The sequence below is a fragment of the Pannonibacter sp. XCT-53 genome, from assembly GCF_009915765.1.
Classification (GTDB): Bacteria; Pseudomonadota; Alphaproteobacteria; order Rhizobiales; family Stappiaceae; genus Pannonibacter; species Pannonibacter tanglangensis.
In genome coordinates this window covers 1-25,100 of record NZ_JAABLQ010000004.1, presented here as the reverse complement: position 1 = coordinate 25,100, position 25,100 = coordinate 1, and the positions used below count along the sequence as shown (strand labels likewise).

Annotated in this window: 16 protein-coding genes and 1 pseudogene; 7 read left to right on the top strand and 10 right to left on the bottom strand. The window is 65.0% G+C overall.

Going from position 1 to position 25,100, the window contains the following annotated elements; translation table 11 throughout:
- Positions 1–122: 122 nt before the first annotated feature.
- Complete coding sequence (locus tag GWI72_RS18660; protein ID WP_244314427.1) at positions 123–1,316, bottom strand: glycosyltransferase family 4 protein; 1,194 nt, start codon at positions 1,314–1,316, stop codon at positions 123–125.
- Positions 1,317–1,406: 90 nt separating this feature from the next.
- Between GWI72_RS18660 and GWI72_RS18655 the strand changes: the two genes are divergently transcribed.
- A complete protein-coding gene (locus tag GWI72_RS18655) occupies positions 1,407–2,192 on the top strand; it encodes an alpha/beta hydrolase (RefSeq protein WP_161709620.1) in 786 nt (261 codons plus the stop codon).
- Positions 2,193–2,396: 204 nt separating this feature from the next.
- Positions 2,397–4,052: a methyl-accepting chemotaxis protein gene (locus tag GWI72_RS18650; RefSeq protein ID WP_161709619.1), complete on the top strand. Its 1,656-nt coding sequence runs from the start codon at positions 2,397–2,399 to the stop codon at positions 4,050–4,052.
- A gap of 99 nt (positions 4,053–4,151) precedes the next feature.
- Here the strand turns inward: GWI72_RS18650 and purU are convergent, their stop codons facing one another.
- Entirely contained in the window at positions 4,152–5,003 is an 852-nt protein-coding gene (gene purU / locus GWI72_RS18645; protein WP_390806987.1) for a formyltetrahydrofolate deformylase, read from the bottom strand.
- Between the two features lie 461 nt (positions 5,004–5,464).
- Between purU and GWI72_RS18640 the strand changes: the two genes are divergently transcribed.
- The 3 genes from GWI72_RS18640 (at position 5,465) to GWI72_RS18630 (ending at position 9,463) form a co-directional block, all read left to right on the top strand.
- Positions 5,465–6,037 carry a PDC sensor domain-containing protein gene (locus GWI72_RS18640; RefSeq protein ID WP_161709617.1) on the top strand — a complete coding sequence of 191 codons (573 nt, stop codon included), beginning with the start codon at positions 5,465–5,467 and terminating at the stop codon, positions 6,035–6,037.
- Between the two features lie 43 nt (positions 6,038–6,080).
- Positions 6,081–8,456 carry a methyl-accepting chemotaxis protein gene (locus GWI72_RS18635; RefSeq protein WP_161677797.1) on the top strand — a complete coding sequence of 792 codons (2,376 nt, stop codon included), beginning with the start codon at positions 6,081–6,083 and terminating at the stop codon, positions 8,454–8,456.
- 143 nt (positions 8,457–8,599) lie between these two features.
- Positions 8,600–9,463, top strand: a complete 864-nt coding sequence (locus GWI72_RS18630) for a sterol desaturase family protein (protein WP_161709616.1) — start codon at positions 8,600–8,602, stop codon at positions 9,461–9,463.
- Between the two features lie 309 nt (positions 9,464–9,772).
- Here GWI72_RS18630 and GWI72_RS18625 read toward each other — a convergent pair whose 3' ends face one another.
- Both GWI72_RS18625 and GWI72_RS18620 read right to left on the bottom strand, forming a co-directional pair.
- Complete coding sequence (locus GWI72_RS18625; protein ID WP_244314426.1) at positions 9,773–12,136, bottom strand: 1-deoxy-D-xylulose-5-phosphate synthase N-terminal domain-containing protein; 2,364 nt, start codon at positions 12,134–12,136, stop codon at positions 9,773–9,775.
- Positions 12,137–12,317: 181 nt separating this feature from the next.
- The gene (locus GWI72_RS18620; RefSeq protein WP_161709614.1) at positions 12,318–13,523 is read right to left on the bottom strand and encodes a methionine gamma-lyase; all 1,206 of its coding nucleotides are present in this window, start codon (positions 13,521–13,523) and stop codon (positions 12,318–12,320) included.
- Between the two features lie 128 nt (positions 13,524–13,651).
- On the opposite strand from GWI72_RS18620, the gene GWI72_RS18615 reads away from it, so the two are divergent.
- Positions 13,652–14,110, top strand: coding sequence for an Lrp/AsnC family transcriptional regulator (locus tag GWI72_RS18615; protein WP_161677793.1), 459 nt, complete (start codon positions 13,652–13,654; stop codon positions 14,108–14,110).
- A gap of 68 nt (positions 14,111–14,178) precedes the next feature.
- Here the strand turns inward: GWI72_RS18615 and cysG are convergent, their stop codons facing one another.
- The 3 genes and pseudogenes from cysG to GWI72_RS18600 form a co-directional block, all read right to left on the bottom strand.
- Entirely contained in the window at positions 14,179–15,633 is a 1,455-nt protein-coding gene (gene cysG / locus GWI72_RS18610; protein WP_161709613.1) for a siroheme synthase CysG, read from the bottom strand.
- Between the two features lie 37 nt (positions 15,634–15,670).
- Positions 15,671–17,725, bottom strand: a complete 2,055-nt coding sequence (locus tag GWI72_RS18605) for a nitrate reductase (protein WP_209000185.1) — start codon at positions 17,723–17,725, stop codon at positions 15,671–15,673.
- A pseudogene (locus GWI72_RS18600) lies at positions 17,683–18,242 on the bottom strand ((2Fe-2S)-binding protein); the annotation flags it as partial. The gene GWI72_RS18605 and the pseudogene GWI72_RS18600, both read right to left, overlap by 43 nt.
- Positions 18,243–18,724: 482 nt before the next feature.
- On the opposite strand from GWI72_RS18600, the gene GWI72_RS18595 reads away from it, so the two are divergent.
- Positions 18,725–19,096, top strand: a complete 372-nt coding sequence (locus tag GWI72_RS18595) for an ECF-type sigma factor (RefSeq protein ID WP_161709612.1) — start codon at positions 18,725–18,727, stop codon at positions 19,094–19,096.
- Between the two features lie 169 nt (positions 19,097–19,265).
- Here GWI72_RS18595 and GWI72_RS18590 read toward each other — a convergent pair whose 3' ends face one another.
- From GWI72_RS18590 to hsdR, 3 genes are read right to left on the bottom strand one after another with little or no spacing between them, the layout of a single operon-like run.
- Entirely contained in the window at positions 19,266–20,942 is a 1,677-nt protein-coding gene (locus GWI72_RS18590) for a restriction endonuclease subunit S (protein WP_161709611.1), read from the bottom strand.
- Positions 20,939–22,393, bottom strand: coding sequence for a type I restriction-modification system subunit M (locus tag GWI72_RS18585; RefSeq protein WP_161709610.1), 1,455 nt, complete (start codon positions 22,391–22,393; stop codon positions 20,939–20,941). The genes GWI72_RS18590 and GWI72_RS18585 overlap by 4 nt, the downstream gene beginning before the upstream one ends.
- A 52-nt stretch (positions 22,394–22,445) precedes the next feature.
- A complete protein-coding gene (hsdR, locus tag GWI72_RS18580) occupies positions 22,446–24,890 on the bottom strand; it encodes an EcoAI/FtnUII family type I restriction enzme subunit R (RefSeq protein WP_161709609.1) in 2,445 nt (814 codons plus the stop codon).
- Positions 24,891–25,100 lie beyond the last annotated feature (210 nt).

The following is a 25,100-nucleotide window of genomic DNA, read 5'->3' as shown; positions in this document are numbered from 1 at the left end:
CGCAATACGCCAAAAACCCCGTACGCAAGCGCCGAGGCCAATGACCACCCGCTGATGGTCTGGAGCGCCTTCAAAATCTGCCTATCCTGACCGAAAGTCAACAGCCGAAGCGGCAGAAAGCCTCAGGATCGCGGTGCCGGCACCCGCTCCACAAGCCCGGCGTAGGCTTCGAGCGTCGAGCGGCACATGGCCTCGACGGTGAAATGGGTCTGCACATGGCCCAGCGCCCGGGTCCGCAGCGCCGACAAGTCGGCCGGATCGAGCGAGAGGACCTCGATGATTGCATCGGCAAGCGCGCCCGCATCCCCCGGCGGAACGCGCCAGCCGGTCCGCGCCGGCGCGGAGACCTGCGGGGGCGCCAGCACCGTCTCCGGCACGGCGCCGAGATCGGACACGATCACCGGAACCCCGGCCGCCTGCGCCTCGACGGCGGCCCGGCCGAAGGCCTCCGGTTCGGTCGAGGCCACGACACTGAGCCGGCTCAGCGCCATCGCGGCCGGCACGTCGGCGCAGTGACCGACCAGCCGCACGTCGGCTCCGAGCCCGGCGGCGCTGATGCGCTGCATCAGCTCCTGGCGATAGCTGTCACGACCCTGGTCATCGCCGGCCAGCACCGCCAGCGGCAGTGGCACACCACGCCGTTTCAGCTCGGCCATCGCCTCGATCACGACACGCTGGCCCTTCCATCCGGTCAGCCGGGCGAGCTGCAGCAGGACAGGCCGGCCGGGCTCGACGCCGAACTGACCGGCCATGGCGGCGCGGCGTGCATCGGAGACGGTTTCAGGGGCCAGCGCGGCCAGATCGGATCCGCGATGGATGACCTTGAGGCGCTCCCGGGCAAAGGGGTGGCGCGCGGCGATCAGGTCGGCGGTGTAGCGCGAGTTGGCGATCACGACATCACCGCGGGCCATGACGGAATTGTACCAGGCCTTGACCGCGTTGGTCTGCTTGTAGATGCCGTGATAGGTGGTGACGAAGGGCAGTCCGAGCGCACGGGCTGCCAGAAGCGCCGACCAGGCGGGCGCGCGGCTGCGGGCGTGGATCACCGAGACCCCGCGCTCGCGGGCGAGCCGGGCAAGCCGGCGCGCATTGGCGAGGATGGTCACCGGGTTCTTGGAGCCCACCGGCAGAACCACATGCTCTGCCCCGGCTGCCTCCAGATCCGGGACGAGCCGCCCGCCTTCACTGACGACGAGCGCCCGCCAGCCCCGCGCGACCACGGCCGCCGCCACGTCGACCGTGGTGCGCTCGGCCCCGCCGGTCTCGAGATCCGGTATCACCTGCAGGATGAGCGGGGATGCGTCGGGTCGGGTCAAGCCTGTCTCCGCAATGCCGGGCCTTCTCTGGCAGGCCGGACTGTGCCAAACCGGCGACACGCATGGGGTCAGCCGGAAGGGAGCCATACAATGGGCGATGCGACGCCGCAATTCCTCACGGTCGGGTCCGGCGCGGCGCGGCGCGAGATTGCCGTGATCCGGCAGGAGGGCCGCACGCCCGGGCTGTTCTGGCTCTCGGGCTTCAAGTCCGACATGACCGGAACCAAGGCGGCAGCCCTTGCCGAACGGGCGGCCAGCACGGGGCAGGCGGTGACGCGGATGGACTACTCCGGCCACGGGCAGTCTGGCGGCCGGTTCGAGGAGGGCACGATCAGCCGCTGGCTCGAGGAGGCCCGCGCCGTCTTCGACACGGACGCTCCGGGCGAGCGGATCCTGGTCGGCTCGTCCATGGGCGGCTGGCTGGCGCTGCTCCTGACCCTGGCGCATGTCGCCGAAGTTGGCCTAGAGCGCAGCCGGATCCGTGGACTGGTCCTGATTGCCCCGGCCACGGACTTCACCGAAGAGCTGATGTGGCGCCAGCGGTTTGACGACACGATCCGGGAGGAGATCCTGCGGACAGGCCGCTACGCGCGGCCTTCGGCCTATGGTGACGGTCCCTATGTCATCACGCGGGAGCTCATCGAGGACGGGCGGCGCCACCTGCTGCTTGGTCGTGCCCTGCAGCTCGGCTGCCCCGTCTCCATCCTGCAGGGCCGACGGGATCCCGACGTGCCCTGGACGCATGCCCTGCGCCTGGTCGAGAGCCTGCCGCAGGATGACGTGCGGCTCACGCTGGTGCCGGATGGCGACCACCGGCTGTCCCGACCACAGGACATCTCGCTGCTGCTCGACCTGATTGCAGGAATTTCATCGTAAATCCTGCATTGCATATGCGGATTGAATTACTCAGAAATAAGCAGAAACAATTGATGCACGTATTTGCCCTTATCTGGACACGCGACAGTATTGCGGCATAACGGAATAAACTATACTTTAACTTCGTGTTTATTGTCAGAGGCGCATCACGTCCCCGTAGGAATTCTTGGGGATCGAATCATGCGCCTGCAATTATCGAGTGTGATGCTGGGAATCTTCGCGCTCGTCCTTGTGTCATTGGCCGGAGTGAGCCTGACGGCCCAGTCCGGCATCACCTCCGTCAACGATCGCACCGAAGAGATCATCGACATCTGGCTGCCCAGCGTGTCGATCAGCCAGTCCGTCGAAGCCCTGAGCTACAAGCTGCAGGCCGATCTCCTGTTCCATGTCACCTCGGGCGACGACCAGGCATTTGCTGGCATCGAACGCGACATGCAGGACACCCGCGCCCGGATCGACGTCCTGTTCGACGACTACGAAAAACTCATCGTCAGCGACGGCGAACGCCAGCTCTTCAATGACATGACCGCCCGGTGGCGCGCCTTTGTCCAGGTTGCCGACCGGATCGTCGGCCTCTCGCGCGACCACCGAAACGCCGATGCCGCCGCGCTGTTCGCCGGCGAGGGCCGCGCCCGCTACACGGAGGCTGCGGCCGCCCTGCGCAAGATCGTCGATCTCAACCTGACCGGGGCTGCGGATGCCGGCAAGGCCGCCCGTGCAACCCAGTCGTCCGTCGAAAGCTCGCTGCTTCTCGCCGCCGCCGCCGTCTTCCTGCTGATCGTCGGCGCAAGCGTGTTCGTCATCGCGCGGGTGACGACGCCGATCAAGGCACTGACCCGCTCGATGCAGACGGTGGCCAGCGGCATGCTGGAGACGCGCATCCCGCACGCCACCATGCGCAACGAGATCGGCGACATGGCGCTGTGCCTCGAAGGTTTCGTCGCCGACCTGAGAGCCGGCCGCAAGGCGCAGGCCGAGCAGGCGGAGACGGAACGGCGCGCCGCCGAGCAGATGGCGCTGGAGCGCCAGAAGATCGCGGACACCTTTGAACAGAAGATGGGCGCACTGGCCGAGCAGTTCCATTCCGCATCCGAAGCCCTGGCCGGATCCGCCCGCAACCTGTCGGCAACGGCGGAAGAAACGGCGCGGCAGACGCAGGTCGTGGCGGGCGCTGCCGAGCATGCCTCGGACAACGTCCAGACCGTTGCTGCCGGCACCGAGGAACTGACCGCCTCGATCCGCGAGATCAGCTCGCAGGTCTCGCGTTCAAGCACCATCACCGAGGCTGCGGCCCGCGACGGCTCGGATGCCAGCACCAACATTGCGGCGCTCTACTCCTCCGCGCAGCAGATCGGCGAGGTGGTGGAGCTGATCAGCGACATCGCGGCCCAGACCAACCTGCTGGCGCTCAACGCGACGATCGAGGCGGCGCGCGCCGGCGAGGCGGGCCGCGGCTTCGCTGTCGTTGCCTCGGAAGTGAAACAGCTGGCCGCCCAGACCTCGCGCGCCACCGAAGAGATCGGCCGCAAGATCGGCGAGATCCAGACCGCGACCTCGGGCTCGGTCGAGGCCATCCGGCGGATGGTCACCACGATCGAGGACATTCGCGCGCTGACCTCGAGCATCGCCGGGGCCGTGGAGCAGCAGACCGCCGCCACGGCGGAAATCGCGACCAACACCCAGCGCGCGGCGATGGGTGCCGGCGACGTCAGCCGCAACATTTCCGGCGTCGGCACGGCAGCGGAAATGACCGGGGAAGCAGCCACCCAGCTGATGACGCTGTCAGGCGACCTGTCCACCCAGTCGACGACCCTGCGCGAGGAAGTGCGCAGCTTCGCCACGAGTCTGCGCCGGGGTTGACCGGGCCGGCCCGGAGCGCGTCAGCCCCACCCCGGCCATCCAGACGGCAACGGCCGCGCGATCCCGCGCGGCCGTTCCTGCTTGTCCGGTCCGGTCGGCTCAGCGGGCGAAGACGATCGTCTTGTTGCCGACGATCATGACCCGGTTTTCGAGGTGGAACTTCACCGCGCGGGCGAGCACGCGGGATTCGATGTCGCGGCCGCGAGCGACGAAGTCGTTGGCAGACAGGGAGTGGTTCACGCGCTCGGCGTCCTGCTCGATGATCGGGCCCTCGTCGAGGTCAGCGGTCACGTAATGCGCCGTCGCGCCGATCATCTTCACGCCCCGCTCGTGAGCCTGGTGATAGGGCCGTGCCCCCTTGAAGCTCGGCAGGAACGAATGGTGAATGTTGATGACCTTGCCGAACAGGCGCTTCGACAGGCTGTCGGACAGGACCTGCATGTAGCGGGCCAGAACGACAAGATCCGCTCCCGTTTCCTTGACCAGCGCCAGCAGCTTCTCTTCCTGCTGGGCCTTGTTCTCCTTGTTGACCGGCCAGTAGTGGAAGGGAATGCCCTCGATCTCGGCGGTGCGGCGGCTGTCCTCGTGGTTGGAAACGATGGCTGCCACGTCGGCATCCATCCAGCCGACCCGGATCTGATAGAGAAGATGCAGCATGGCATGGTCGAACTTCGAGACCATGATGATGATCTTCTTGCGCTGTGACTGGTCCGTCAGCTCGGTCTTCATGTCGAAGCGGGCGATCGCCGGCGCCAGCGCACGGGAGATCGTGTCCCGGGTCACGCCCTCCGGCGCGAGGAAGGCGATGCGCATGAAGAAGCGGTTGCTGACCTGATCCCAGAACTGGTCGCTCTCCGCAATGTTGGCGCCCATGTCGGCGAGTTCGGTGGTCACGGCCGCGACGATCCCCGGCCGGTCTTCGCAGGACAGGGTGAATACAAAGGACTTCATCGACAAGGCGGATCCCTTTCCGGTTCGTGGGGCGTGTCTTTTACCACAGCACCTGCCGGAGGAAAGGCATGCCTGACGACTGCATCCGGCCGCCGGCGCCGCTCCGGGCTGTGGACCCGCCACAGTGTTGCCCGTCGCCCTGCCCGCTCGCGCAAGGGAATCCGCCACCGTTCCCCGAATATGCGACATGCTGCCGACCGTGATCCGGGGCAGCTCCTGCAACCGCTGCCGGACCGGACCTTTACGCAGCATCGTCAATAAGAACAATGATGTTTATAGTGCGCAATCCCGGTCTTAAATTTCAGAACAACGAATCTATACAGCGTCGACTTCGGAAAGTCATAATGTCGCAGGTAATGATTAAAAAATGAGCGTTTCGTTTACCCTGATCTGCAACGTAAGAAATATTTCGTTAACCATTGCAGCAACAATCATGGGATGCATGAAGGAGACGATTCGCCATGAGGTACTTGCCCCTCGCTGTTGCGTTTCTGTGTCTAGCGTACCCAAGAATTTCAGATGCCAACGAGTTCCAGGTCGAACTGGAAACCCTCGCGTCCAGCCGCGTCGCAACCCTCGCGGCGGCACCGGAAGTGATCGCGGCCGTGCTCGATCACAACCGGAAGTCTGCCTCACTCGATGCGGATGCCATCGAGGGGCTTGATCAGGTCTGGCGCGCCGAGGTCGATTCGATCGTGCAGCCGACGATCGACGCCATGATGAGCAATTCCCTGTCGCAGTTCCTCGCCCGCCAGCAGGAGGCCAGTGGCGGCCTGTTCACGGAGATCTTCGTGATGGACGCCAAGGGCCTGAACGTCGGCCAGAGCGAACTGACGTCCGACATCTGGCAGGGCGACGAGGCCAAGTGGCAGGACACGTTCCTGAAGGGCCGCGACAGTCGCCACATCAGCGACATCGAGCAGGACGATTCGACCCAGACGATCCAGAGCCAGATCAGTCTGCCGGTCGTCGATCCTTCGACCGGAACCCCCATCGGCGCGATTACCGTCGGCATCAACATCGAGCGGCTCTGACGAGCCAGCGCACAAGTGCGTACGCCCCAGGAAGGTGGTCTACATGCGCATCTCCCGAAAACTGCCTGCAGTCATGATCTCGCTTGGCCTGCTCTGTGCCGCAGGCGTCGGCATCGCCAGCTATTTCTCGGCCGCCTCGATCATGATGCAGCAAGGCGAAGAGGGCCTGTTCGCTCTGGCGGAGAGCGAGGCAGGCGAGGTCGAGAACTTTTTCCAGGACGTGACCACGGAAGTGTCCGGCTTTGCCGACAGCATGTCGGTGATCTCGGCCTACCGTCGGCTTGGCGCCGGCTACGAGAAATATGGCGCAGATGCCCCGCGGATCCTGACGGAGACCTATGTCACGGCCAACCCGCATCCGCCGGAGGCACGCGACGCGCTCGTGAAGACGGGCTACAAGCCCTATGACACCGCCCACAAGACGTATCACCCGATCCTGCGCCGTTTCGCCCAGACATCGGGCTTCGGCGACATCCTGCTGATTTCGCTCGACGGCGAGGTCATCTATTCGCTGCGCAAGCGCTCCGACTTCACGGCCAATCTCCGCGACCCGGCCTGGAGCGGGTCGCCGCTTGGCCAGGCATTTGCCCAGGCGATCGCAGGCCAGCCGGATCAGGCCCACATCCAGGATGCCGCGCCGCATCCGGCCCGCAACGGCATTCCCACCGGCTACATCGCCACCCCGATCTCCATCGGTCGCAAGGCCATTGGCGTGATTGCCTTCGAGACGCCGTCCAAACGGCTCGACAGTCTGCTCGGCACCTACGCCGGCATGGGCGAGACGGGCAACATGTTCCTCGTCAACGAAAGCGGCGAGGCCCAGAACGACAGTGCCCGGACGGCCGCGGTGGACGAGCGCCGGATGATCGTGGTGCCCGCATCGGACGTCAACGAGTCCCTCTCCGGCCTGACCAAGCTGCACGAGCTGGACAACGGCGCGGGCGGGACTCTCGTCGCCGCGATGGTTCCGGTCGAGGCGCCCGGCAAGCGCTATGCCATGCTGGTGGTGCAGGACCGGGACGAGCTGCTGAGCGGCCTGACAACGCTGCAGAACTGGGCGCTGCTGATCTGCCTGATCGGTGGCATCTCGACCGCTGTCGTCGCGATCGTCTTCTCCGGCCGGATGTCCCGCCGCATCCGGAACCTGTCGACCGCCATGCAGCAGCTGGCTGCGGGCCGGATCGACACGCCGCTGCCGGCCGACAACCGCTCGGACGAGATCGACGACATGACCCGCACCGTCGTGGTGTTCAAGGAGAACCTGATCCGCCGCGAGGAACTCGAGGCGGGTGCCAGGATCGAGCGGGACAAGGAGCGGCACCGGCAGGCACATGTCGAGGCAATCATCCTCAAGTTCCGCGACCTGATCGGGGAGATGGTCACCCGGGTGGATGCAAAGACCGGCGTGCTGACGGTCAGCGCCGCCAACATGAACCGGATCGCTCTCGACGCGTCCAGGCAGGCCTCCTCGGCGAGCCTCGCCTCGGCGCACTCCTCGGAGAACGTGCAGACGGTCGCAGCGGCTGCAGAAGAGCTGACCACGGCAATTTCGGAAATCCTGTCGCAGTCGGGACGCGCAGGTCAGATCGTGGAAGACACCACGGCGACCGCGCGCCAGACGGACGCGGAAGTTGCCAGCCTGGACGAGGCCGCCGAGAAGATCGGAGCCGTGGTCGGGATGATCCGCGAGATTGCCGAACAGACCAATCTGCTGGCCCTCAATGCCACCATCGAGGCCGCCCGCGCCGGCAGCGCCGGCAAGGGCTTCGCCGTGGTTGCCGCCGAGGTGAAGGCCCTGTCGGACCAGACCGCGCGCGCAACCGAGCAGATCGGCCAGCAGATTGCCGGGGTCCAGCGGCTCACGAAGAGCGCGATCGGCGCGATCCGGCGGATTTCCGAGCAGATCGAGAGCGTGCATGTGGTGACCGGCGCGATCACCTCCGCCGTCGGCGAGCAGCGCAAGGCAACGCAGGAGATCACCCAGAGCATTGCACTGGCCGCCAGCGGCTCCAGCGAAGTGGTCAGCAACGTCGGTCAGGTGACGGAAGCGATCCAGATCACCCTCCGTGAAGCCGGCTCCGTCGATCAGGTGAGCGCCGAGGTCAAGCATGTGTCGCAGGACCTGATGCAGGCGGTCGAGGACTTCCTGTCCGAGATGCACCGCGACGTGGCCGAACGGCGCAAGGCGCTGCGCATCCAGGCCGGCGAGGAAACGGTGACCATCGACAGCCAGCGCGGCACCTTCGAGGCAGACGTGCGCGACGAGTCGCCCGACGGTCTTGGCCTGCATCCGGTGCCGGGTCTCCTCCCCGGGCTGGACGTGGTCATCCGGCGCGGCTCCGGCCGGCGGCAGACAGGCCACGTGGCCTGGTCCTCCGACAAGGGGGTGGGAATTTCGGATCTGCGGGACATCGCCTGACGCTGTCCGCACCGGATCACGATGTCGGCAGAGGCGGCCCGTCGCATTGACGACCGGCCGCCTCTCGCGTCTCATGTCGGCCCATGCCTTCGGCAGGCGTGTCCTCGGCACGCGTGTTCTCGGCACATCGGGCGGACACCGGAATGCAGGCCTTTCTTCTCGAGCATGAACAGACCTTGCGGCTGGGCGCCTTTCTCGGCGTTCTCGTCCTGATGGCCGGATGGGAACTGGCGGCGCCCGCGCGCCGGCTCGAGGTTCCCCGTCTTCTGCGCTGGTCGAACAATCTGGCGCTGGTTGTCCTGGACACGCTGCTCGTCCGCCTGGCCTTTCCGGTGCTGGCCGTCGGGCTGGCGCTGAAGGCAGAGGCCGGTGGCTGGGGCCTCTTCCATGCGCTTGAGATCCCGGTCTGGCTGGCTGTGGTCCTCGGCGTCATCCTGCTCGATCTGGTGATCTACCTGCAGCATGTGCTGTTTCACTTCGTGCCCGGCCTGTGGCGCCTGCACCGGGTGCATCATGCCGATCTCGACATCGACGTGACCACCGGCCTGCGGTTCCACCCGGTCGAGATCCTCCTGTCGATGGGGCTGAAGCTGGCCGCGGTCGCGGCCCTTGGCGCGCCGGCCCTGGCCGTGCTGCTGTTCGAGGTGCTGCTCAACGCCTGCGCGATGTTCAACCACTCGAACATCCGGCTGCCCGCGCGCGTCGACCGCGTGCTGCGGCTGGTCCTGGTCACGCCGGACATGCACCGGGTCCACCATTCCGTGATCCCGCGCGAGACGAACTCGAACTTCGGCTTTTCCCTGTCGTGGTGGGACCGGTTGCTCGGCACCTATATCGCGCAGCCGGCTGAGGGACATGAGGGCATGCGCATCGGCGTGCCGCAGTTCCGCACCCGCCGCGATCTCTGGCTGGACCGGATGCTGTGGCAGCCCGTGCGTGGCCCCGCCTATGGCTCCCCCCGCAACACCGACGACACGGGCACGGCCAGGACAGAACCGGAGGCCTAAGGCCTCCGGTCCGGCTCGAGCACGAACCCACCAGCCGTCATCCCGGCCAAGCCAAGCGGCAGCGAGGCGCTGAGCCGGGATCCAGATGACAGCCGCGCGCAGCGCGACACAATCCAACGAAAGCAGACCTAATCCCGCTGACTTGTCTTGGGGCTCGCCTGCGCTCGCACAGACGTGCTGGATTCCGGATCTGCGGTTCGCTGAACGCTCACCTTGTCCGGAATGACGGAAAACATCGAGATTCAGGGGCTTGTCGGCAACTTGAACCGGAGGCATGAGGCCTCCGGTCCGGTTTCAATCAGCGGGACATCACGCGCGAAGCTGGATCGGCCGTCCCTGCGTGATCCGGGCGGCAGCAGCCACGATGGCATCCGCATCGATGCCGAAATGCCGGTAGAGATCGGCAATCGTGCCGGTCTGGCCGAAATGCTCGACGCCGAGCGGGATGGTCCGGTGACCGGCCACCGCGCCGAGCCAGGACAGCGTCGCCGGATGGCCATCAATCACGGTGATCAGCGTGCAATGCGGCGGCAACTGGCCCATCAGCCGCTCGGCAAGGCTCGTCGCCGTCTCGTGGCCCCGGGCCCGCGCCCGCCGCGCCGCCGTCCAGCCGGCGTTCAGCCGGTCGGCGGAGGTGACCGCCAGCACGCCGATGTCACGCCGCGCACCCATCATGCGGCCGGCCGCCTCGATGGCCTCGGTCGCCACCGTGCCCTGATAGGCAATGACGACCTCGGCATTCGGGCCCGGTTCGCGCAGCCAGTAGGCGCCGTCGATGACGCCCTGCTGGAAGCCCGGATCCGGCCGGCGCAGCACCTGCTCGACCGGACGCGTCGACAGGCGCAGGTAGACCGAGCCGCCGGTCTCCTCGCGCAGCCAGGTGCGTTCGTCCAGATCGCCCTTGCCTTCGCGCTGCATGTAGTCGAAGGCCCAGTCCATGATGATCGCCAGCTCGTCCAGATAGGCCGGCTCGAAACTGGCAAGGCCATCCTGCGACATGCCGATCAGCGGCGTACCGATGGACTGGTGCGCCCCGCCCTCCGGAGCCAGCGTGACACCGGACGGCGTGCCGACCAGCAGGAAGCGGGCATCCTGGTAACAGGCATAGTTGAGGGCATCGAGGCCGCGCACGACGAAGGGATCGTAGACGGTGCCAACCGGGATCAGGCGCTCGCCGAACAGGCTGTGCGACAGGCCCGCGGCCCCCAGCATCAGCATCAGGTTCATCTCGGCAATGCCGAGTTCGATATGCTGGCCCTGCGGCGAGAAGGCCCATTTCTGCGCCGACGGAATGCGCTCGTCGCGGAACGTGTCGCCACGCGGATCACGGGCAAACAGCCCGCGCCGGTTGACCCAGCCGCCGAGGTTGGTCGAGACGGTCACGTCCGGCGAGGTGGTGACGATGCGGTCGGCGAGCGGGCCGCCCGCGCGCGCGATCTCGTCCATGATCTTGCCGAAGCCAGCCTGGGTCGAAAGCATCTTGTCGGACAGCGCCACGACACCCGGCGCCGGCAGGGTCTCGGCGGTGTAACGCCGGCGGCCCCGGGCAAAGAACGGCACCGTGCCGAGGAAGGCCTTCAGCCCGGCCACATCCTCGACGGCGGCAAAGGGCTCCCACTCCGCGCCGTGCGGCACGCCCATGCGGCCGCGGAATTCTTCCATCTGCGTCGGCGTCATCAGGCCGGCGTGGTTGTCCTTGTGCCCGGCCAGCGGCGTGCCCCAGCCCTTGATCGTGTAGGCAAGGAACACGGTCGGCCGCTCGTCCTGCGCACTGTCGAAGGCGTCCTTCAGCGTGTCGAGGCAGTGTCCGCCGAGGTTCTCCATCAAGGCGGCAAGCTCTGCATCCGAGCGGCGGTCGATGAGCGCGGAGACAACCCCCTGGTCGCCCAGATCCGCCATCAGCCGCTCGCGCCAGGCAGCCCCGCCGCGGAAGGTCAGCGCGGAGTAGAGCGCATTCGGGCAGGCGTCGATCCAGGCACGCAGCTTGTCGCCGCCAGGCTCGGCGAAGGCGGCCCGCTGCAACGCGCCATGCTTGAGACGCAGCACACGCCAGCCGAAGGCGTCGAAGATCTGCTCCATGTGAGCCCACAGGCCCTCGCGGACGACGCCGTCAAGGCTCTGGCGGTTGTAGTCGATGATCCACCAGACATTGCGGACCTCGTGCTTCCAGCCCTCCTGCAGCGCCTCGTAGATGTTGCCTTCGTCCAGCTCGGCGTCGCCGATCAGCGCCACCATGCGGCCCTTCGGCTGCTTCAGCCAGCCGTGGCCTTCGAGATAGTCCTGCGTCATCGAGGCGAAGATCGGCAGCGCCACACCGAGGCCGACCGAGCCGGTGGAGAAATCGACGTCATCCACGTCCTTGGTGCGCGAGGGATAGCTCTGCGCCCCGCCATAGGCGCGGAAATCCTGCAGCTTCTCCAGCGTCTGGTTGCCCATGAGATACTGGATCGCATGAAACACCGGCGAGGCATGCGGCTTCACCGCCACCCGGTCTTCCGGCTTCAGCGCATGGAAATAGAGCGCGGTCATCAGCGACACCATGGAGGCGGAGCTGGCCTGATGGCCGCCGACCTTCACATCGCCGTCGCCCTTGTCGCGCAGGTGGTTGGCGTTGTGCACCATCCAGCAGGCCAGCCACAAGAGCCGCTGCTCGATCACCTTCAACTGGTCCATCATCCTGTCTCCTCGCCACGAACCGTACCGTTCGGTACCGCTTCCAGGCCCAAGTCATGCCAGCATTTCACAGCAAGATGTTACCGGATCGTGCGTTCTTCAACGCCCGAACCGGAACACCATTTCGCAATTCTGCTGCCGAGAGGTTTTTCTTCACCGCTTGCAGCGAGGGGCAAGGAAATCAGGCTGCCGCTGCGTCCCGGCCCGCCAGCGCGCTGTCCAGATCGCCAAGGATGTCGGCGACGTCCTCAAGGCCCACAGACAGGCGGATCAGACCTTCCGCAATGCCATGCGCGGCCCGCTCTTCCGGCGTGTAGGTGGAATGGGTCATCGAGGCCGGATGCTGGATCAGGCTTTCGCAATCGCCGAGCGACACCGCGCGCCGGATCATCATCAGGCGGTTCATCAGGGCGGAGCCGGCGGCAAAGCCACCCTTCAGTTCAAAGGCGATCATGCCGCCGAAGCCCGGCATCTGGCGGCGGGCCAGCTCATGCTGCGCGAAGCTTTCGAGACCCGGATAGTAAACCTTGGCCACCGACGGATGCACCTCCAGGAAGCGCGCCACCTCCATCGCGGACGCGCAGTGGCGCTCCATGCGCAGTTTCAGCGTCTTGAGGCCACGCAACACCAGATGGGCATTGAACGGCGCCATCACGGCGCCCGTCATGTCCTTCATCCCGACCAGACGGATCTGCTGGATGTCCGCACCCGGACCCACCGCAATGCCGCCGACCAGATCGCCGTGGCCGCCCATGTACTTGGTCGCCGAATGCACGACGATGTCGGCGCCCAGCTCGATCGGGCGGGTCAGCACCGGTGTCGCATAGGTGTTGTCGACCACGGTGCGCGCACCCGCCTTGCGGGCAATGGCGGAGATGGCGGCGATGTCGACGAGCCGCATGTTCGGGTTCGCCGGCGTCTCGAAATAGACGATCTTCGTCTTGTCGCTGATCGCCGCTTCCAGATCGGACGGGCTCGTCAGGTCCACATGGGTGATGGTGATGCCGAAGCGGGCAAGGCCATGGCGCAGGAAGGCGAAGGTGCAGCCATAGAGCGTCTTGTCGGTGATGACCTCATCGCCCGGCGCAAGAAACGTCCACAGCACCGAGGTGATCGCGCCCATGCCGGAGGCCAGCGCAAGGCCGGCTTCCGCCCCTTCGAGCACGGCGCAGCGCCGCTCCAGCAGGTCGAGCGTCGGGTTGGAAATGCGCGAGTAGAAATAGCCGCCCTCACGGCCGGCGAAGATCGCAGCCCCCTGCTCGGCGCTGTCGAAGGCGAAGGTGGAGGTGAGGTGCATCGGCGGCGTCAGCGCGCCCTCGTTCTCCATCGGGTCATAGCCGTGATGGATGGCGCGCGTTGCAAAGCCGGCGTTGGACTTCAGGGTCATGGGCAACTCCTCCAGATCAGATGATGCAAGGAGAGTACTGCTGACGGACTGGCATGTGCTTTCAAGATATGCCACGCTGACAATCCCAATTGGCAGAACCTGCCAAAACCAGCCCGAGCACAACCGTGATGCCACCGCTTGATACCAAGGATCGCCAGATCATCCGTGCCTTGCAGGAGGACGGCCGCCTCACGAACCAGGACCTCGCCGAGAAGGTGAACCTCTCGCCTTCCCCCTGCCTGCGCCGGGTGCGCTTGCTGGAGGAGCGCGGGGTCATCACCGGCTATGCGGCCAAGGTTGACGCAGCCGCCTGCGGGCTGGAGATCACGGCCTTCATCCGCATTTCCCTGCAGCGGCACGAGGGCGCGAATGTCTCGGACTTCGAGGCCCGCGTCCGCCGCATCCCGGAAATCCTCGCCTGTTATCTGATGACCGGCGAGGCGGACTACCTGCTGCGCGTGGTCGTCGCGGACCTCAAGGCCTACGAGGCGTTCGTGCGCGACCAGCTGCACCACATCCCGGGCATTGCGTCGATCAACACGAGCCTCGTCTATGGCGTCGTCAAGGAAACCAGCGTGTTCCCCTGACCATGCCTCGCGGAGGCGCGCGCCAGACCCAAGCTCCCACAGCCGCCCTCAGGTGCCCTCGGGCGTCCTCAGGCGCACACGGCCCCAGACAGCTGCAGGGGGCGCTGTTCCGCGGGCTGCTCGTCTGCAAGATTGGCGGACAGGAGACGGCCGAACACGGAGCCAAGACCGATCAGCACCGGGGCGTCACCAAAGCCGGCCATCGTTTCGCTGGTCAGGTCGGCCATCGTTCCGGTCCAGATCCGCTCGTCGGGCCGGCTGACATTGGCATGGACGACGACCGGCAGATCCGGGCGGACGCCTTCGGCCAGAAGCCGCGTCCGGAGGCTGTCGGCCATGCGCCGGCCCATGTAGAAGACCGTGGTCGCCGCCTCGCTCGACACTGCGTCAAGATCCAGCGTCCCGGGCAGGCCGCCGGACCGTGAATGGGCCGTCATCAGGCGCAGTGTCTGGGCGTGATCACGGTGGGTGAGTGAAACCTTGAGCCGCGCCGCCATGGCCGAGGCGGCGGTGATGCCCGGCACCACATGCACGGGAATGCCCTCCGCCTCCAGCCGGGCGATTTCCTCGCCCGCCCGGCCGAAGACCATCGGGTCGCCCGACTTCAGCCGCACCACCTTGCGCCCCTGGCGGGCCAGCGAGACCATCATGTCGTTGATGTCACCCTGCGCGCAGCTCTCGCGTCCGCCGCGCTTGCCGACCAGGAGGCGCTTTGCTTCCCGCCGGGCGAGTTCCAGCACCTCGGCGCTGACGAGGTCATCAAACAGGATCACATCTGCCGCCTGCAGCGCCCGCATCGCGGCAAGCGTCAGGAGCCCGGCATCGCCCGGCCCCGCCCCCACCAGTGTCACCTCGCCGACGGTCGTCGTCCCGGCTGCCAGACGGGCGACAAAGGCCGGTGCATCTGCCTCGACCTCCCCTGACGGCGCAGCGGTTGCGGCAAAGGCGAGATCGGAAAAGCGCTGCCAGAACTGGCGGCGCTGACGTATCTGGCCCAGCGCGGCAGCGACATGCCCCCGGATCCGCCCGGCAAAGCCCGCCCAGGCCGACAGGCTGCGCGGTAACAGCGTCTCGATGCGCTGGCGCACCGCCTGCCCCAGCACGGGTGCGGCCCCGTCGGTGGAAATGCCCACCACCAGCGGCGAGCGGTTGACGATGCCGCCGAACTGGAACTGGCAATGCTCTGGCCGGTCAATCACGTTGACCGGAACGCCGGCCGCCCGCGCAGCAGCCACGAAGGCTGCGGCCTCTGCCTCTTCCGCGACCTCGGCGACCGCCAGGGCCGCGCCATCCAGATCGGCGGGCGTCCAGTCCCTTGCAGAATGACGGATGCGCGGAGCCAGCGCGGGATCTGCAATGAGGTCGGCCAGATCCGGGCACGGGTCAGAGGCGAGCAGGTGCAGCTCCGCCCCGGTGGCCAGCAGCAGCTCGGCCTTCCAGGCCGCCGGCTCGCCGCCGCCAGCGAGGACCACCTTGCGCCCCGCCAGGGGCAGGAAGACGGGGAGAACGGCCAGAGGGTCCATCCGGGCGACGCGTTTGCGAGACGCAGCAGCATGCAATTCAGGCTGAACGGGCAACATGCGAGGCCTCCTCCTGCAGTTCCATCACATTGGCAATCAGCCGGGCGATTTCGGAGCGACACGAGCCGCAGTTGCTGCCCGCACCGAGGCGCGCACCGATCCCGGCGACGGTCGTGACCCCGGCCACGGCTGCAGCGCCGATCTCGTTGGCCCCGACCTGAAAGCACGAGCAGACAATGGCGCCCTTGTCCGGCTGGTCAGCCGCCGGCCGTCCGGCCAGCAGGTTCCAGCGGGTGGCCGGCATCGGCACGGCCAGGCCCATGAGGCCGCTGGCCCAGCTGCGCGACACGGCAACCGGCTGGCGCGCCAGGAACACCGCGCCGACGAGCCGCCCGTCCAGGAAGGCCATCGCCCGGTAAAGACCATCGCCGCGCGACTGGAACGACAGGCTCTCGGTCCCATGGCCACAGCGCTGCAGCACCTCGGCGGCCAGCGCCTCGGGTTCCGCGTCCTCGAGCGCAGCGAACTCCAGCCGCTGGCCATCGACGCGGCGGCCGGTTCCGAGGGGAGCAACGGCCCAATAGGCAAATGGCAGGTGAGCGGGCACCCCGGCGAGAACCGCAAAGCCATACCAGCGTGCCTCCAGACGGCGCAGGCCGACGATGCTGCGCTTCAGGCCCGGCTGACCGGACTGCGGATCGGTGGCCGCCGACACGAGCACGTCGATGCGCGACCTTGCGGAAAACTGGCCAGTCCAGTGCATCGGCGCAAACACCTCGCCGGGGCGCACCCGGTCGGTCACGACCGCGCGCAGGACAGCCTCGCCCTGTGCGTTGTCCAGCACCACGAGATCCGCCGCCGCGATTCCCCGCGCCTGCGCATCATCGGGATGGATCTCGGCAAACGGCTCGGCGATATGCGCAAACAGCCGCCCGGTGCGGCCCGTCCGGGTCATGGTGTGCCACTGGTCGCGGATACGGCCGGTGTTGAGGACAAGGCTGCCCGCACCGACCACCGCCGGGACTGGCGGCGTCACGGCCACAAGCCGCGCCCGGCCATCGGACGTGAAGAAGCCGCCGTTGGCGAACAGGCGCCCGCCCTGCGCTGGCAGGCTGGTTGTCTCCGCAGGTTGCGGCCAGAGGAAAGGGGCAAGGGCATCATAGGCCTCGGCCGAAATGCCGGCATGGGCGCTGATGTCGAAATCCCGGCTGCCATGGTTGCCGGTGCCGGACAGCCGCGCGTGCTCCGAAAAGATCGCCGCCGGGCCGTCATAGGCAAAGCCCGCGGCGTGCCCCATGCGCCGCGCGACCGCGGACAGGATTGCCCAGTCAGGCCGTGCCTCGCCCGGCAGCGGCAGGAAGGCACGCTGGCGCGAAATGCGCCGTTCGGAATTGGTCACCGTGCCCTCCTTCTCGCCCCAGGCCGCCGCCGGCAGCAGCACATGGGCATGACGGGCGGTGTCGGTGGCACGGATGACATCGGACACGACAACGAAGGGACAGCGGCTGAGCGCCTCCGCCACCCTGTCGGCATTCGGCAGGCTGTCGACCGGGTTGGTGCCCATGATCCAGACGGCCTTGATCCGGCCGGCATGAATGGCCTCGAACAGGTCGACCGCCTTCAGGCCCGGCCTGGCCGCAAGGCGCGGTGCCGCCCAGACGGCCTGCACGATGTCCCGATGCGCCGGGTTGTCGAGATCCATATGGGCGGCCAGCATGTTGGCCATGCCGCCCACCTCGCGCCCGCCCATCGCATTGGGCTGGCCGGTGACGGAAAACGGCCCCATGCCCGGTCGCCCGATCCGGCCCGTGGCCAGATGGACATTCAGGATGGCATTGACCTTGTCCGTGCCGCAGACAGACTGGTTGACGCCCTGGCTGTAGACGGTCACGACCTTTTCCGTGCGGGCAAACAGCTCATAGAAGCGGCCGACATCGGCGGCGGCAAGACCGGCGGCAGCGGCGACGGTGGCGATGTCGCAGGCCGACGCCGCCGCAAGCGCTGCCTCCGCCCCGTTGGTGTGCCGGGCCAGATAGGCCTCATCGAGCCGCCCGGCCAGTCGGCCACGAGATAGTAGTTCAGCGCCGGCCGGCACTTGGCGCAGCCGCCGGAGGAGGACCAGCCAAGCTCCTGCATGACGGCGGGGATCGATTTCAGCTGCCTGGCCTTGATCAGCCGCCGGACATCATCATGGCTGTGCGTGGTGCAGCCGCACATCGGCTTCACGGCCTGCGCCTGGAACCGGTCGCCGAGGGTCAGCTGCATCACCTTCTTGACAAGGCCCGTGCAGCTGCCGCAGGAGGCCGAGGCCTTGGTATGCGCCCTGACGTCCTCCAGCGTGGTCAGCCCCCTGGCGGTGATGGTCGAGACGATGGTTCCCTTGCACACGCCGTTGCAGCCGCAGATTTCCGCATCATCCGCCAACGCTGCAACGGCCGCCGTAGGGTCCAGCGCGCCCCCCCCTGATAGGCCTGGCCGAAGATCAGGGTGTCGCGCAGGTCCGCAACATCCGTCGCCTTCTTCTTCAGGTCCGTGAACCAGGCCGCATCGCCGGTGTCACCGAACGGGACCTAGCCGATGATCCGGTTGTCCCTCAGGATCAGGCGCTTGGCAGCCATGCCTTGCGCAATCCGGGTGTCTTCGCCGGGCTGATCAAGGCCGGGAAGATCATGGCGTGCTGCATCGAACTGCATCAGCCCGGTGGCGGTTGGGCACCGGGCGCTGCGGGTGTTTCGGCCTTCATCGGCGAGGCTGAAGCTGCTGCCTGGGCGGAGGCCCCTCGCCGCATTTCGCGGCACAGCTTCTCGATCTGGAGGCCGCCGGATCATCCGTCCTTCTGGCGCCATCGGCCATCGGACGCGCCAATGCCGGCGGCGGTCTCAATCTTTTTGTTCTTGGGTTTGCCTGTGCCTTTGCACCGGGTTCACCGCTGGTTCCGCCGCTGCTGACGCGGGCGATCGAGCATTTTGTGTCCTGCCATCGCGGCTACTTCCTGAAGCGGCTGATGCGTGAGGACCCTGCCCGGGTCGCAGAAATGTTTGTGCGCTCGGGCATGCGCAGCATTGGCAGCTTCGCGACGGCGGACGGAGCGCGCGTGGCAACGCTGATGGAGCGGTCAGATACATCCCCGCTTTTTCCGCATTCCCCGGCTGCAGTGCTGTTCCAGTTCCTGCCACCGCTGATCGGCTTTTCTGCCTCGGAGCGGCGTGTGCTGGAGCTGGCGCTGGACGGACTTTCGGATGGCGAGATCGCAGCCGAGCTGTCGCTGTCGCCGCATACGCTCAAGCGTCTTTGGCGGCTGGTATTGTCCCGGTGTGCCGAAGCGTTGCCGGACGTGTTTGAAGACTGCGGCACGATCAGCGGCATCACAGGTGTCCGCGGCCCGGAAAAGCGCCGCCATGTCCTCCGCTATGTCCGCCACCATCCGGAGGAACTGCGCGCCTATCGCATGGCCGTCCGGGTTTGAGGGTTGGGCGGCGCGCGCTCCGGGGATTATAGAAAAACAACGTCCCCAACCAAAGCCATCATCCTGTGGCGAGATACCTCGCCCGTGGAGCCGAGACAGTCCTCTTCGTCCTGGCTGAAGCCATGGAAGGCGCGCAGGTGAATGGTCCGGGGGATATATGGAAGGTCACTCACTGCGCAGCCTCCTGCAGCGCGTCCGCATCCACCGGTGCCAGCGCCTCGGCCAGCAGCGCGTCGAGCAGTTTCTTCCGCGTCTCATCGGCGCTGGTCAGGCTGGTTTCCAGCTGATCGCAGAGCGCCATGAGTTCGTCGACCTTGGCGACGATGCGGCGTTGCTCGGCGAGCGGTGGCAAGGGGAAGCGCACCTCTTTCAAATTTGAAGCACTTACGCCCCAATTCCCCACGGTCGTAGCGCAAATGCTCTCGATTTCCGCTCGCACCAGATCACTCTCTGATGCTAATCTTAGGTACTCTGGAATAGCTACGCTGCGGTCGGTACGTATCCTAATTAGCTTGTCGGGATAGATCGGCTTTAGGCCGAGGTAGTCACGGAAGATCGTCATCCTCCCCACATAGGCCTTGTTGCCGTTGAAGCGGCAGGCCAACAAATCACCGGGCTGCAGGCCGTATTGGAGGAGCGCTTTTGAATCGATTCCGCTGATGAGTTTGTGCTCCTCTTCAGCCAGCACTCCATCCTGCCTAATGGTACCCGCGCTTATTCGGAGTATTGGGTGGCCATCGAGAGCGTCATCTGGCTTGCGGGAGTAACCATTCCTCGTATCCTCCGACAGCAGATTCTTCAGTCGGGCATAGGACCAGTCTAGGGGGATCGCCTCATGCTGGTCGCTATCGGAAGGCGGACGCAGATTGCTTTTCTCATCCGCCGGGTCCTGCGGCACGAGCTTGCCGCGGACGGCGAGGTTGAGGATGGTCTGGCGCAACTGCTTGATCTGGTCCGGGCGGGCGGTGAGTGCCGGCAGGGCATCGAGCGCGAAGCGGGCGTCATCGCGGAAGGTTTCCGGGTCGGGGGTGTTGAGCCGGGCAAGGCTTGCCGCCGCCAGCCGGTCTCGCTTCGTTTCCCGCTCCGTTCGCGCCCCTTCCAGTTTGTCGCACAGCGCCATCAGTTCATCGACTTTGGCGACGATGCGGTGTTGTTCGGCGAGGGGTGGGAGAGGGAAAGGCAAAACGGCAAAATCAGCGTCGTTAATGGCTGGATACGCGAGCCCACGCTGAGTCTCTTCGACGCATTCCACCATAAACGGGCTTCTAAGGACCGTCCAAATGTAGCGCGGCACGACATATCCGTGCCCGTTCAACACTGCAAATGCCGTGCTTGCAATCGGCTTCGGCACGAAGTCCGTATCGATCACCGCAATATTCAAAAGGTAAGGGCGAACACAGGAATAGATTACGTCTCCCCGCCTGACCACCTTACGCGCTCGGCTAGGGGCATCATTTGCGTTGAGGATACTTGGCTCGCCAACAACACCTTCTTCTTTATTGATCGCGCCGACATCGATGTAAGTGAAAGCGTCGGTTGGCACTTCTTGTCCACGATCGCTTGTTACCTGCCGAATGCGAACCCAGTTCCAAGAATGAGGTAGCTCAAACGGTGGTCTATCGACCGGCTCAAGAGCTTTCGGCTTTCGTATCTCACCAGCTTTGGCCAAGCGCTCTTTCTCGACCATGATCCTCTTCAACAACTCCGACGCCGGTTCATCCGACGGGTCCTGCGGCACGAGCTTGCCTCGCACCGCCAGATCGAGAATGAACCGTCGCAGCCGGGCAATCGCATCCGGGGCATCGGCAATCTGTTCATAATGCTGCAACAGGCGCTCGGCGTTCATCGGGCCAGCGCCTCGGCCAGAATGCTCTTCAGCTGGTCGCGCAGGCGGGCCGCGCTGGTCTCGGCCGCCATCAGCTCTTCCAGCAGGGTCTCCGGGTCGCCATGGTCATCGGCCACTGTGTGCGGGTTCTTGAAATCGAGATTGTAGCCGCGCCCCTTCACCTCTTCGAGGGTCACACGCCAGGCCTGTGGGCCTTCCTCACGGCCCTTGCGCTCCTTGCCGCCCCACCAGTCGACGCAATCCTGCAGGTGCTCCTGCCGGATCGGCTTGGTCATGGAATAGGCCTTCTGGCCCTCCGGCACGCGGTGTTCCCAATACCAGATGTCCTTGGTCGGCGTGCCCTTTTCGAAGAACAGCAGGTTGGTGCCGATCGAGGCATAGGGTTTGAAGACGGAATTGGGCAGGCGGACGATGGTGTGGAGATTGCACTCCTCCAGGAGATGCTCCTTCAGCCGCGTCTTGATGCCCTCGCCGAACAGCGAGCCATCCGGAAGGACGACTGCGGCGCGGCCGCCATCCTTCAAGAGGCGCACGATTAGCGCCAGAAACAGGTCTGCGGTTTCCTTGGTGCGGAAGGTCGGGAAGTTGTTTTCGATGCCATCTTCCTCGCGTCCGCCAAAGGGCGGGTTGGTGAGCACGATATCGACGCGCTCATCCCGCCCCCAGGAGATCAGCGGGCGGGCCAGCGTGTTGTCGTGACGCACGAAGCTCGGGTCCTCGATGCCGTGCAGCAGCATGTTGGTGACGCAGAGCATATGCGGCAGCGGCTTCTTTTCCACGGCGCGCAGGCCGGCCTGCATCTTCTCGCGGTTCTCGGGCGTGCGCACATGGGTCTTCTCCATGTGGCGGATGGCGCAGGTCAGGAAGCCACCGGTGCCGCAGGCGGGGTCGAACAGGGTTTCGCCGGGTTTCGGGTCGATGCGCTCCACCATGAAGGATGTCAGCGCGCGCGGGGTGTAATATTCGCCCGCATTGCCGGCCGATTGCAGGTCGTTCAAAATCTGTTCGTAGATTTCGCCGAAATGCTGGCGCTCCGTCAGGCTGTTGAAATCGACATCGCTGATCTTGTTGACCACCTGACGGATCAGCTGGCCGGATTTCATGTAGTTGTAGGCGTCCTCGAACAGTTCGCGCACCACGCGGCGGCGGTCGCCCGCCTGCGCCGAGATCGGCAGGCCTTTCAAGGCCGGAAAAAGCTGGTTGTTGACGAAATCCAGCAGCGCCTCTCCGGTGATGCCTTCCCGGTCTGCCGCCCAGTTGCGCCACCGGAACTTCTCCGGGATCGGCGAGACGTAGTCGGCCTGCGTCAACTCCAGTTCCTGGTCCTGATCGTCCATGATCTTCAGGAAAAACATCCAGCAGAGCTGGCTGATGCGCTGCGCATCGCCATCAACGCCGGCATCCTGGCGCATGATATCCTGGATGGATTTGACGGTGTTACGGACGGACATGGGGCTGCTTCATTCTGCTGTTGGCGGCATGGGCACGTCGGAGGGTGTAGCCTCAGGAGGCATCCTCGTAAATTGCGTTCTGCATCGCATGGACCGCCTGTTCAAATGCGGCCTTGCCGCCAAAGGCGCGGACAAGCTCGACAGCGGTGCCGAGCGTGTTGGCCGGCGGTATCTTGAGCACATTCGTATCGTCGAGGTTCAAGACGCCTTCATCGGCATATTTGGACAAGAGCACATCCAGCACGGCTCGCGCCTTGCCCTCATAGCGGGCAAAGACATCGCGCTTCTTCACGTTGTCGGCGCGCTCCCGCCGGGTCAACGGCTTTCGATCAAAGGCAATGTGGCAGACGAGATCGAAGGGATCGAGGTCGATGCCAAGCTCCTTGGCGATCATGTCCAGCGGCAGGCCCTCAGCCGCGAGTTCCTTCACCAACGCGTCCTTGCGGCCCTCGGATTTCCAGCGTTTCAGGAAATCGTCGAGGCTGGCGAAATGGCGCAGCAGTGCCGCCTTGGTGAAATCGCGCAGGCTTTCGGTGACGAGCTTGCCATTGGCATCCAGGTATTCGACACGCTCGGCGACAACCGTTGCACTGATGCCATCGACATACACCTTTTTCTGGGCGTTTGTGCCGCCCGCAGGAAATGTAGCGTTTGCACCAGGAGCGGTTGGCGGTGCGGTGGTGTATCCTTCTTGGTCTGGGTGTGCAAAACCGGTGTTGTCATCATCGGGCGGAGTGATCGGACTGCCAGCTCCCGCCACATAAATCTGCACCGGATCACCATCGAATTCGGGATCGGCGAAGTGGTTCGCCGCCCCCCGGAAATCCATCAGCGTGAAATAGTATTTCTGCGTATCCTCGTGGATCCGCGTGCCGCGTCCGACGATCTGCTTGAACTCCGTCATCGATCCGACCGGGCGATCCAGCACGATGAGGCGGCAGGTCTGGGCATCTACGCCGGTAGAAAGCAGCCGAGAGGTCGTCACGATCACCGGGTAGCGCGATTCCGGATCGATGAAATTGCCGATCTGTGCCTGACCGAGCGTGTCACTTCCGGTGATGCGCATGACATAGCGGGCGTTTTCGTCGCAAAGGTCCTTGTTATCGTTGATCAGCGCCTGACGCATGCGGGCCGCATGTTCTTCGTCAACACAGAAGACGATGGTCTTCTGGAAGCGGTCCCCGCTGTCCTTGAGAAACTCGGTCACTCTGGCGGAGACCAGCTTGGTGCGATCATCCAGAACCAGCGTGCGGTCGAAATCCTTGGCGTTATAAATGCGGTCCTCGACCTCCTCGCCATTGCGGTCCAGCTGGCCCTTTTCCGGTCGGTAGCCGTCGACATCACGGTCGATATGGACCTTGATCACCTTGTAGGGTGCAAGGAACCCGTCGCTGATGCCTTGCTTCAGCGAATAGGTGAAAACCGGTTCGCCGAAATAGGCGGTGTTTGACACGTACTCAGTCTCTTTCGGCGTCGCCGTCAGACCGATTTGGGTCGCAGCAGAGAAATACTCGAGAATTTCACGCCAGGCGGAATCCTCCGCAGCGCTGCCGCGATGGCATTCGTCGATGACAATCAGATCGAAGAAATCCGGCGAGAATTCACGGAACAGCTTCTGCCGTTCCTCCGGGCCGGTGATGGCCTGATAGAGCCCAAGATAGATTTCAGACGACGTGTCGATGCGGCGTCTGCGATCAAGCGCCAGTGGCAGCGCCTCTTCGGTTCCGTCCGGACGCTCAATCGTCTTCGACTTTGTCGACAGCTTGGCCATCGCGCCGCCGAAGGGGCGGAAGTCGTTGACCATTGTCTGGTCGATCAGCACGTTGCGATCAGCCAGGAACAGGATGCGCTTCTTGCGCTTGGCCTTCCATAAACGCCAGATGATCTGGAAGGCGGTGTAGGTCTTGCCCGTACCGGTTGCCATGACTAGAAGGACACGATCCTGTCCCTTGGCGATGGCCTCGATGGCAGCGTTGACCGCGTTGACTTGATAGTAGCGCGGAGCCTTGCCGGTACCGTCGTCGTAATAGTCCTGCAGCACAAGCTCTTCTGCAGAGGTATCCAGCTTCTTCCATCGGCTGTAGAGCTTCCAAAGTTCATCAGGAGACGGAAACTGGTCCAGGCGAAGGTTTTCCTCCTTTACATTCCGCAGGCCGGTACGGTCATGGAATACGAAGCCGTCGCCGTTTGACGCAAAGACGAAGGGAATGGCGAGCGTCTCCGCATAGTCCAGTCCTTGCTGCAAGCCATCGCCCACCGCGTGACTGTTGTCCTTCGCCTCAATGAGCGCAATCGGGATATTGGGCTTGTAGTAGAGGACGACGTCCGCCTTTTTGGCGTTGCCGCGCGCGACGAGCTTGCCACGCACCGTGATGCGGCCCTTGGTGAAGAAGAGCTCTTCCCGGACCTGCAGCATCATATCCCAGCCGGCCTGCTTGACGGCTGGCAGAATGAATTTCGTGCAGATATCGCGTTCCGTCAAAGAGCGCTTGTCCATTCGGGTGCTGTCCCTCACGATCCCATTGAGCACTCAATATGAATAGTGTTCGAGGGGGTAATGCAACCCTGAGATAGCTAGTCACGTACTGCCAGAACGGTCAGGCTTTCAGGGCGCCTTTCGCGAGCTGCCTGTTTGGTGATCTTTGTTTCCGCGCTGGCCCCTGTCTCCCTTCGCCCCTTTTATGTTCACTTTTTGTTCTCTTTCACA

Bases quoted from the DNA above. Each gene is read 5' to 3' on its own strand.
- GWI72_RS18640 (WP_161709617.1), top strand. From the start codon at position 5,465: ATGAGGTACTTGCCCCTCGCTGTTGCGTTTCTGTGTCTAGCGTACCCA.
- cysG (WP_161709613.1), bottom strand. From the start codon at position 15,633: ATGGACCCTCTGGCCGTTCTCCCCGTCTTCCTGCCCCTGGCGGGGCGC.
- GWI72_RS18585 (WP_161709610.1), bottom strand. From the start codon at position 22,393: ATGTCCGTCCGTAACACCGTCAAATCCATCCAGGATATCATGCGCCAG.
- GWI72_RS18630 (WP_161709616.1), top strand. From the start codon at position 8,600: ATGCAGGCCTTTCTTCTCGAGCATGAACAGACCTTGCGGCTGGGCGCC.
- GWI72_RS18625 (WP_244314426.1), bottom strand. From the start codon at position 12,136: ATGGACCAGTTGAAGGTGATCGAGCAGCGGCTCTTGTGGCTGGCCTGC.
- GWI72_RS18590 (WP_161709611.1), bottom strand. From the start codon at position 20,942: ATGAACGCCGAGCGCCTGTTGCAGCATTATGAACAGATTGCCGATGCC.
- purU (WP_390806987.1), bottom strand. From the start codon at position 5,003: ATGAAGTCCTTTGTATTCACCCTGTCCTGCGAAGACCGGCCGGGGATC.
- hsdR (WP_161709609.1), bottom strand. From the start codon at position 24,890: ATGGACAAGCGCTCTTTGACGGAACGCGATATCTGCACGAAATTCATT.
- GWI72_RS18615 (WP_161677793.1), top strand. From the start codon at position 13,652: ATGCCACCGCTTGATACCAAGGATCGCCAGATCATCCGTGCCTTGCAG.
- GWI72_RS18620 (WP_161709614.1), bottom strand. From the start codon at position 13,523: ATGACCCTGAAGTCCAACGCCGGCTTTGCAACGCGCGCCATCCATCAC.
- GWI72_RS18655 (WP_161709620.1), top strand. From the start codon at position 1,407: ATGGGCGATGCGACGCCGCAATTCCTCACGGTCGGGTCCGGCGCGGCG.
- GWI72_RS18635 (WP_161677797.1), top strand. From the start codon at position 6,081: ATGCGCATCTCCCGAAAACTGCCTGCAGTCATGATCTCGCTTGGCCTG.
- GWI72_RS18650 (WP_161709619.1), top strand. From the start codon at position 2,397: ATGCTGGGAATCTTCGCGCTCGTCCTTGTGTCATTGGCCGGAGTGAGC.